We start from the raw sequence: 8,767 nt of genomic DNA on the forward strand, positions 1-8,767 counted from the left end.
CCACCGTCACCTGGCCCTCCTGCATCGCCTCCAGCAGGGCGGCCTGGGTCGTGGGCGGCGTGCGGTTGATCTCGTCAGCCAGCAGCAGTCCGGCGAACAGCGGTCCGCGGCGGAAGGCGAACTGTCCCACCCGTTGGCCGTAGATGTAGGAGCCGGTGAGATCGGCGGGCAGGAGGTCGGGGGTGAGCTACGCCCGGGAGAAGTCGAGTCCGAGCGCCTGGCGAAGGTCCGCGCGGCGAGGGTCTTGCCCAGACCGGGGAAGTCCTCGATCAGCACGTGTCCCTTCGCCAGGATCGCGGCCAGCACGAGACCGAGCGGCTGCTGCTTGCCGACCACGGCCCGGCCGACCTGGCTCAGCACCTCCTGGGCGACGGCTGCGCTCAGCGGCGCTGAGCTCGGTGGGCTGGGGCACGGCGTCAGTCGTGGTCACGGAGCTGCTCGATTGGGGTCAGGTAGCGGTCGATGTCGGTAGATTTCGACACTCTCGAGGCGGGCCATCCCGAGCGCGTCCGCCGCATGATGGCCGACGACTCAGAGACGCAGCTCGCGCTGCTGCAGGATGGAGAGCCGCGCAACGCCATCGTGGCGTGCTGGCACCGGTTCGAGGTGCAGGCACACGGTCGCCGCGGCCTCGACGTGGCGCCTCAGCTGCCAGGCGCGTCGGGCACGCCGGAGCAGCAGGTAGGCCACCCACCCCATGCCGACCAGCACGAACAGCTGGATGGCACCACCGATCAGGTTGGCGATGATGATGGTCGGGCGCCGTACTCGCGCTTCTCGATGTCCCTTGCGCTCGAGCTCCTTGACCCCGTCGATCGGCGGTGGGCTCGTCGTCGTCTTGGTCGTCTCGCTGCTCGGCCGGGAGCCGGGGCCGGTGAACACCTTCGAGGGGCCGATCAACGCGGCCCACCCCACCATCGTCACCAGGAGGCAGGTGACGACGGTGGCGGCCACGGCTTGCCACGCCCCCTGTTCCTGGGCGGGAGCCCAGCCCCAGCAGAGCCGGCGAAAATGGCCCGACGGCCCCGTCCCCCACAGACGGAGCCGCCGGAATCTGGTGCTACGCGATCAGAGGATCGGGCTGAACGGCTCGGTGCCGGGGACGAGCCGCAGGCCGCTGATCCCACCGTTCTGCTGGGCGTAGGTCAGCTCGTGGTTGAGGTCGCCGACCCCGTTGGACGCCGCGAGCGGGGCGAGGGCGAGCGTGGACAGCGTGCCCAGCGCGTTGCCCCGGCCGTCGAGGAAGGCGCTGCCCGAGTCACCGGGCACGCCCGGGCTCACGGTGTAGACGGCGTGGGACCAGCCGTCGCCGTCCGTCATGACGCTGGTGCCCTGCTTCGGCGAGAGCGTCTCGATGCCGGCGCGGAGGCTGGAGTTGCCGTAGGAGTAGACGGTGTCGCCCGTGCTCGTGCCCGTCGTGTTGATGCCGACCGGACCGCCCCAGAACGGGATGGAGGGGTTGACCTTGGCGACGTCAGCCCCGTCGACCTTGACCAGTGCCAGGTCGTTGTAGGCACACGTGTTCTCGTCGGTCTCGCCGCGCTGCTGCATCGTCAGCCAGGAGGAGTAGGCCAAGGTGCCCTGGCCGACGGTGGTGCCGCCGCTGATCAGCGAGCCACCCTCGACGAACTGGACGCGGGTTCCGAGCGGGAGCGAGGGCGCGGTGCAGCCATTGGTGTCCGTCGCCTCGCCGAGGCCGGCGCAGTGCGCCGCATAGCCGACGTAGGTCGCTCCGGCGCCGTCGGTGTAGACGAAGTTGGCGGTGCACTGGGCGCCTTCGGTGTACATCTGGACGCCGGGGTGGATCTTGGCGGTGGCGGCCGGCGCATAGGACACGGTGGCCGACGGCCCCTTGCTGCCCTTGGCTGCAACAGCCGGCGCAGTCGTCGCGACGGCGGCCGTGAGAGTGACGCTCGCGGCGGCTGCGAGCAGGGTGCGTGAGGTGCGCATATGAGGTCCTCTTCCGATCGGCGCCCCCGCTCCCGAGTGGGCGAGGGCTCGTCCGAACGTCCAACGAGGCGCAACCCCCATGGGTTACGCCTCGCGGGTGATCAGACCTGCCGGAGAGGGACCGCGCGTCTAGTACGTCGGCTGGCTCGGGTCGATCTGGCTGACCCAGGCGACCACGCCGCCACCGACGTGGACGGCGTCGGAGTAGCCGGCGCCCTTGACGATCGCCAGCGTCTCGGCGGACCGGACTCCGGACTTGCAGTGCATGACGATCTGCTTGTCGCTAGGGAGCTGGCTCAGGGCGTTGCCGTTGAGGAACTCACCCTTCGGGATCAGCACGGCACCCGGGATGTGGTTGATCTCCGCCTCGTTGGGCTCGCGGACATCGACGAGCACGAAGTCACGCCCGCCGTTCTCCCGCTCCTTGAGCATGTGCTCCAGCGTGGTCACCGAGATCGTCGAGCCGACCGCAGCCTCCGCCGCCTCGTCCGAGACGGCGCCGCAGAACGCGTCGTAGTCGATCAGCTCGGTGACCGTCGCGTGCTCGCCGCAGAGCGCGCAGTTGGGGTCCTTGCGCACCTTGAGCTTGCGGTATTCCATCTCCAGTGCGTCGTAGATCATCAGCTTGCCGGCGATGGGGTCGCCGATGCCGGTGAGCAGCTTGATCGCCTCGTTGACCTGGATGGCCCCGATGCTGGCGCAGAGGACGCCCAGCACACCGCCCTCAGCACAGCTGGGCACCATCCCGGGCGGCGGCGGCTCGGGGTAGAGGCAGCGGTAGCAGGGCAGGTCGTCGCCCAGCATCGGCGCGAACACCGACGCCTGGCCGTCGAAACGGTAGATGGATCCCCAGACGTACGGGATGCCGAGGAAGTACGCCGCATCGTTGACCATGTAGCGGGTCGCGAAGTTGTCGGTGCCGTCCACGATGAGGTCGTAGCCCTCAAACACCTGGAGCACGTTGTCGTTGTCGAGCCGCTCGGGGTGGAGGACCACCTCGACGTACGGGTTGATCTCGACGATGGACTCCTTGGCGGACTGGCCCTTCGGCTTGTCGATGTCGCTCACGCCGTGGATCACCTGACGCTGCAGGTTGGACTCGTCGACGGTGTCGAACTCGGCGATGCCGAGCGTGCCGACTCCGGCCGCGGCGAGGTAGAGAAGTGCGGGGGAACCGAGGCCGCCGGCGCCGATCACGAGCACCTTGGCGTTCTTGAGGCGCTTCTGTCCACTCATCCCGACGTCGGGGATGATGAGGTGCCGGCTGTAGCGGCGGACCTCGTCGATGGTCAGCTCGGCAGCGGGCTCCACGAGCGGGGCGAACGACACGGGCACTCCTTGGACTCAGATCGATTCGGGGTCGTGGAGGGCAAACACCACCGACCGCCCTCATGTTCCCCGGCTCGCACGACCGGACCGCACAAGTCCCGGCATCCGGACGAGACGTGCCGTCGGCCCTGCGGTTCCCCGGGGATACCTATGAGTAGGCTGCGACCTCAAGGAACCGCCGGGAGGACACAGCACGTGAGCGTGGATCGATTCGACTCAGGTGAGTCCCGACCCCGCGGGGCTCGGATGCCTCGCCGCGAACGCCGCGTCCAGCTGATGGAGTCGGCGCTCGAGGTGTTCGTGGTGCACGGCTACCACGCCGCCGCCATGGACGACATCGCCGATCGCGCCGGCGTCTCCAAGCCGGTGCTCTACCAGCACTTCCCCGGCAAGCTCGACCTCTACCTCGCACTGCTCGACGAGTCGTGCGACACTGTCATCGACAACTGCCGCCAGGCCCTTGCCTCCACGAACGACAACAAGCTCCGCGTGCAGGCCACGATGCAGGCCTTCTTCGACTACGTCTCCTCCGACACCGGTGCCTTCCGTCTGGTCTTCGAGTCAGACCTGACGAGCGAGCCTGCCGTGCGAGCCCACATCGACCGCGTCACCACCGAGTGCGCCGCGATGATCGCCGAGGTCATCCACGAGGACACGGGGCTCCCCGACGAGGCTTCGCGCCTGCTGGCCGTGGCGCTCGTGGGAATGGCCCAGGTCAGTGCGCGGTTCTGGCTCGGCGAGGACGGCGTCAGCAGCGGCGCCATCCCCCTCGAGGACGCTGCCGCGCTGGTCTCCGGCCTGGCGTGGCGCGGCATCCGCGGCTATCCGAAGTCCGAAGACACCTGACCCTTCGCAGCACCCATCGACATACCCCACAAGGAGTGACCATGGAGGTCAAGATCGGCGTGCAGCACGCGCCTCGCGAGCTGGTCGTGGAGACCGACACCAGTCCGAGCGACTTCGAGGCACAGCTCTCGGAGGCCGTCGGCACCGGCGGGATCCTCGCCTTCACCGACACCCGCGGCCGCCGGATCGCGATCGCCGGCGACAAGATCGCCTATGTCGAGATCGGCTCCGGCAAGTCCGGCAGCGTGGGCTACCGCTGAGCCACGCCACCCCAAAGAGGCACGGTGATTGCTCTGCCGGTCCTTGATGAGCATCATGGAACCTGTCGACGTGCTCGACATGCTCGCACCATCAGGGTGCGACTAGAGAAAGGTTGACACCATGATTATTGACATCATCGTCCTCATCGTCCTTGGCACGATCATTGGATTCCTCGGCAAGCTCGTGGCTCCCGGTGACAAGGACAACACGCCCGTCTGGCTGACCATCCTGTGCGGCATCGGCGGGATCCTGCTCGGCTACTTCATCTACGACGCCTTCGGTGGCAACGGCTCCAACGGCGTCGACTGGGTCAAGTGGATCGTCGCGATCATCACCGCTGCCGTCCTGGTCATGATCGCCTCGACCGTGACCGGCCGCAACAACAGCAACCACAGCACCCGCGTCTGATCCAGGCTCGCGCCTGACCCGGACAGCGACGAAGGGCCCCACACCGCACGGCGTGGGGCCCTTCCGCTTGTCTCGGGGTCCGTCAAGCGTCGAGGCCCAGGTCGGCCATCCGCTGGGCATGGTTCTCGGTCAGCCTGCTGAACATCCGGCTCAGGGCCGCGAGGTCGAGACCGGGGCGGTCGACACCCCCGGCGAGCAGGGCGCTCAGGGCGTCGCGCTCAGCGGCCACCCGCTGGGCCTGGGTGAGCGCCTCGCCCATCAGGCGTCGGCCCCACAGCGCGAGGCGGCCCCCCAGGCGCGGGTCCTGGGCGATCCCTGCCCGCACGCGCCCGACGACGAAGGTGGAGTTGCCCGTGTCAGCCAGCGCCGCGACGATCAGGTCGCGGGTCTCGGCGTCGAGGTAGGCAGCGATCTCGCGATAGAAATCTGCGGCCAGGCCGTCGCCGACGTAGGCCTTGATCAGCCCCTCGAACCAGTCGGCAGGCCGGGTGTGGGCATGGAAGTTGTCGAAGCCCTCCTTGAAGGACTGCATGGCGACGTACGGGTCCGCGCCGAGTTCGGTGAGGCGGGCCAGGAGGCGCTCGAGGTGACCGAACTCGGTCGCCGCCATCGATCCGATGGCCACCTTGTCCTCGATCGTGGGCGCCAGCTTGGCGTCCTCGGCGAGGCGCTCGAACGCGGACAGCTCGCCGTAGGCGATCGCTCCCAGCAGGTCGATCACCGCCTGGGTGTAGGCGGGGTCCTGCCCTGGGTCGGTGATCAGCGCCGACCTGGATGCCGACGGGGATTCAGTCATGCTCGCACCCTAGGCGATAGAGTGGTTTCATCGGGCGCCCTGTTCCGTCGAGGATCTGACCGGCGCCGACGTATGTGCGCGGCAGGCTTTCTCTTGCGAGTCCGCCGCACGACGAGGACTTGAACAAGAAAGCGACATAGACGTGACCACCACATTCCGTGAGCTCGGGGTGCTCCCCCTGATCTGCGACGCGCTCGACCGCGCCGGCATCACCACCCCCTTCGCCATCCAGGAGATGACCCTCTCGGTCGCCCTGATGGGCACCGACCTGATCGGCCAGGCCCGCACGGGCACCGGCAAGACTTTGGCCTTTGGCATCCCCGTCCTGCAGCGCAGTGTCACCATGAGCGACCCGGCCTACGCCGACCTGCCGCAGGGCAAGCCGCAGGCCCTCATCGTGGCGCCGACCCGCGAGCTGGCGCTCCAGGTCTCCAGCGACCTCGCCATCGCCAGCAAGGACCTCGGCCTGCGCGTCCTGACCGTCTACGGCGGCGTCGGCTACGACACCCAGCTCGACACGCTCCAGTCCGGCGTGGACATCGTGGTCGGCACCCCGGGTCGCCTCATCGACCTGGCCAACCGCAAGGCCCTGGACCTGTCGCACGTCCACGCGCTCGTCCTGGACGAGGCAGACGAGATGCTCGACCTCGGCTTCCTGCCTGACGTCGAACGCCTCCTGAGCCTCACGCCCGAGACCCGGCAGACGATGCTGTTCTCGGCCACCATGCCGGCCGCGATCGTGGCCCTGGCCCGCAGCCACATGCGCCACCCGATGAACATCCGCGCCGAGTCGTCGTACGAGAACGCGACCGTCCCGGCCACGGCCCAGTTCATCTACCTGGCCCACGACCTGGACAAGCCGGAGATCATCGGCCGTGTTCTGCAGGCCGACGACGCGGAGAAGATGATCGTCTTCACCCGCACCAAGCGTCAGGCCCAGCGCATCGCCGACGACCTGGCTGAGCGCGGCTTCGCGGCCGCTCCCCTCCACGGCGACATGGCGCAGATCGCTCGCGAGAAGGCGCTCGCGAAGTTCCGCGAGGACAAGCTCAAGGTGCTCGTGTGCACCGATGTCGCCGCGCGCGGCATCGACGTCCGCGGCGTGTCCCACGTCGTCAACTACACCTGCCCCGAGGACGACAAGACCTACATCCACCGCATCGGTCGCACGGGCCGCGCTGGTGCCACCGGTACGGCGATCACGCTGGTCGACTGGCCGGACATCGCGCGCTGGAAGATGATCAACAAGGCGCTCGACCTGCCCTTCCCCGACCCGCCGGAGACCTACTCGACCTCCCCCGAGCTCTTCCACGACCAGGGCATCCCCAAGGGCACCAAGGGCCGGATCGTCGATGCCGCTCCGGTCGAGCGGAAGCCGCGCGAGGACCGCGGTGGTGACCGTGGCCATCGCGACGACAAGGGCTCCGAGCGCCCCGCCCGCAGCCGCAACAACGACCGCAGCCGCAGCCGTACGCGCAGCGGATCGTCCGTCTCGGGCGAGACGTCTGGTGCGCCGGCCGCCGCCGCCACCGAGGGTGACAAGCCCACCGCGACGCGCACCAACCGCAACCGTCGCCGCACCCGCTCCGGCGGTGGCGCTGCCTCGGCCGCGACGTCCAAGGAGTCCTGAGCAGCACCACCGCCGCACATGACGAGGCCCGCCCGAGCTGAGCTCGGGCGGGCCTCGTCGTGTGTCGGTCGTCGACCGGCGTTGCTCAGTGCGCGGAGGGTACCCAGACCCGGGCGGTGAGGGCGGGGTGGTCGCTGATCCCGTTGTAGACCTTCTTGAAGCCGGAGAACTCGGCACCACTGCCGAGCATCCAGTCCGGGCCGCCGAAGCGCGGGACCGGGCACGGGTTCTTCGCGGAGCCGCCGTTCATCGAGACGAGCGGGGTGGCGGCGGCGAACTTCTGGCAGAACTCCGCGCGCTCGTTGACGTCGCCGATCACGAAGACCGGGCGGTCACGCCCCTTGAGCATCTTCTTGACCAGGGCGATCTCGGCGGCGGTGGAGATGTCCCGATCGCGCTCCTGTCCACCCGGGGCGTTGTGGATTGCCACCACCCAGAATCCACGACCGGTCTCGCGGTCACGTAGGCGAACGAACGGGATCGGCCGCGCATGGCCCAGGAACGGGCGCATGATGTAGCCGGTCTCCACCATCTTGACCGTCTTGGAGTTCCAGGCGATCTGGATGGCCGAGCCGCGAGTGCCCAGGCCCCGACGCGGGAAGAAGTTGTAGCGCGGCATGACGGTCTGCATCTGGCGCAGCTGGTCCTTGGCCACCTCCTGGAAGGCGGCGGCGTCCGCACCCTGGTCCTGCACCCACCTCGCGGCCCGGGTGGCGCGGTCGACGCCACCGCGCGCGATCGAGCTGCTGAGGATGTTGAACGTCGTCAGGCGCAGCCCGTAGCCGTTCGGGGGCTTGGGCTTCTCGGTGCCCGGCGTCTCGTCCGCTGACCGGATGACCGGCGCACTCGTCGTCTCGGCGTGGGCGGCGGGGGGGCCCAGCGCCACCGGCGTCAGCGCGAGGCTGAGGGTCAGCGCGCAGGCAGCCGCGAAGGCCTTGGGGGTGTGGGGCATCCGGACACCATGACAAGGACCCTGCCGCGTCGCAAAATCGGCGTCAGTCCGGCGCTCGGCTCAGACGACGACCACAGGGGTGCCCTCAGGGGCAAACTTCCACAGGGAGATCGCATCGGCCTTCGCCTGCCGGATGCACCCGTGGGACCGCGGAGTGCCGAGCTCGGCACGGCTCTGGAGCGCCACTCCGAGCTTGGTGGGGATGGTGTGGAACCCGATGGCGGCACGCTCCCCGTGGGCGAACCGCACGAAGAACTCCATCACGCCCGAGTCGTCGAGGCCCACTGCCCAGCGCGAGCGGGAGAAGACGGAGTAGGTCCCCGGCTCGAGGTTGTCCTCCACGCTGCCCGACACGAGATAGGTACGCCGCACCGTGCCGTCGCCCCGCACGAGCCAGACCCGCTGCTCGGCCTCGCTGAAGACGACCCGGCGGCCGGCACCCGAGCCGGCGGGTAGGACCACCTCGTCCCGCCCTGGGTCGGCGGCCGTCCCACCATCCTTGTCGCCGGCAGTGTCGCCGGGCGGGTGGGTCCCGGTCGCGACGCCGGGGACGGCTGGGCCCGCGACCTGCGGCTGGATGCCCGCCGCCTCCTGG

General features: G+C 69.1%; 10 protein-coding genes and 1 pseudogene. 4 read left to right on the forward strand and 7 right to left on the reverse strand.

The genetic code is table 11. The features are described from left to right. The 4 genes from JWN68_RS03065 to moeZ all read right to left on the reverse strand — a co-directional run. A partial coding sequence (locus tag JWN68_RS03065; protein WP_297734562.1) for an AAA family ATPase occupies window positions 1-130 on the reverse strand: 130 nt, incomplete at its 3' end. Between the two features lie 401 nt (window positions 131-531). Then, entirely contained in the window at window positions 532-954 is a 423-nt protein-coding gene (locus JWN68_RS03070; RefSeq protein WP_297734533.1) for a hypothetical protein, read from the reverse strand. Between the two features lie 114 nt (window positions 955-1,068). Then, window positions 1,069-1,950 (reverse strand): hypothetical protein, encoded by an 882-nt coding sequence (locus tag JWN68_RS03075; protein ID WP_297734536.1) that lies wholly within the window; start codon window positions 1,948-1,950, stop codon window positions 1,069-1,071. A 129-nt stretch (window positions 1,951-2,079) separates the two neighbouring features. After that, a complete protein-coding gene (moeZ, locus tag JWN68_RS03080; RefSeq protein ID WP_297734540.1) occupies window positions 2,080-3,279 on the reverse strand; it encodes an adenylyltransferase/sulfurtransferase MoeZ in 1,200 nt (399 codons plus the stop codon). A 246-nt stretch (window positions 3,280-3,525) separates the two neighbouring features. Here moeZ and JWN68_RS03085 point away from each other — a divergent pair, with 246 nt between their 5' ends. The 3 genes from JWN68_RS03085 (at window position 3,526) to JWN68_RS03095 (ending at window position 4,794) form a co-directional block, all read left to right on the forward strand. Then, window positions 3,526-4,125 (forward strand): TetR/AcrR family transcriptional regulator, encoded by a 600-nt coding sequence (locus JWN68_RS03085; protein WP_297734565.1) that lies wholly within the window; start codon window positions 3,526-3,528, stop codon window positions 4,123-4,125. 41 nt (window positions 4,126-4,166) lie between these two features. Then, window positions 4,167-4,385: a DUF3107 domain-containing protein gene (locus JWN68_RS03090; RefSeq protein WP_297734543.1), complete on the forward strand. Its 219-nt coding sequence runs from the start codon at window positions 4,167-4,169 to the stop codon at window positions 4,383-4,385. Between the two features lie 121 nt (window positions 4,386-4,506). Further along, window positions 4,507-4,794, forward strand: a complete 288-nt coding sequence (locus JWN68_RS03095; protein WP_297734546.1) for a GlsB/YeaQ/YmgE family stress response membrane protein — start codon at window positions 4,507-4,509, stop codon at window positions 4,792-4,794. Between the two features lie 82 nt (window positions 4,795-4,876). On the opposite strand, the gene JWN68_RS03100 is transcribed toward JWN68_RS03095, so the two are convergent. Then, complete coding sequence (locus JWN68_RS03100) at window positions 4,877-5,590, reverse strand: ferritin-like fold-containing protein (protein ID WP_297734548.1); 714 nt, start codon at window positions 5,588-5,590, stop codon at window positions 4,877-4,879. Window positions 5,591-5,825: 235 nt separating this feature from the next. Here JWN68_RS03100 and JWN68_RS03105 point away from each other — a divergent pair. Next, window positions 5,826-7,088: pseudogene (locus JWN68_RS03105) on the forward strand (DEAD/DEAH box helicase); the annotation flags it as partial. Window positions 7,089-7,305: 217 nt separating this feature from the next. On the opposite strand, the gene JWN68_RS03110 reads toward JWN68_RS03105, so the two are convergent. After that, a complete protein-coding gene (locus tag JWN68_RS03110) occupies window positions 7,306-8,172 on the reverse strand; it encodes an endonuclease/exonuclease/phosphatase family protein (protein WP_297734555.1) in 867 nt (288 codons plus the stop codon). Window positions 8,173-8,232: 60 nt separating this feature from the next. After that, a partial coding sequence (locus tag JWN68_RS03115) for a L,D-transpeptidase (protein WP_297734558.1) occupies window positions 8,233-8,767 on the reverse strand: 535 nt, incomplete at its 5' end.

Source organism: Nocardioides sp., from assembly GCF_025964975.1.
Lineage (GTDB): Bacteria > Actinomycetota > Actinomycetes > Propionibacteriales > Nocardioidaceae > Nocardioides.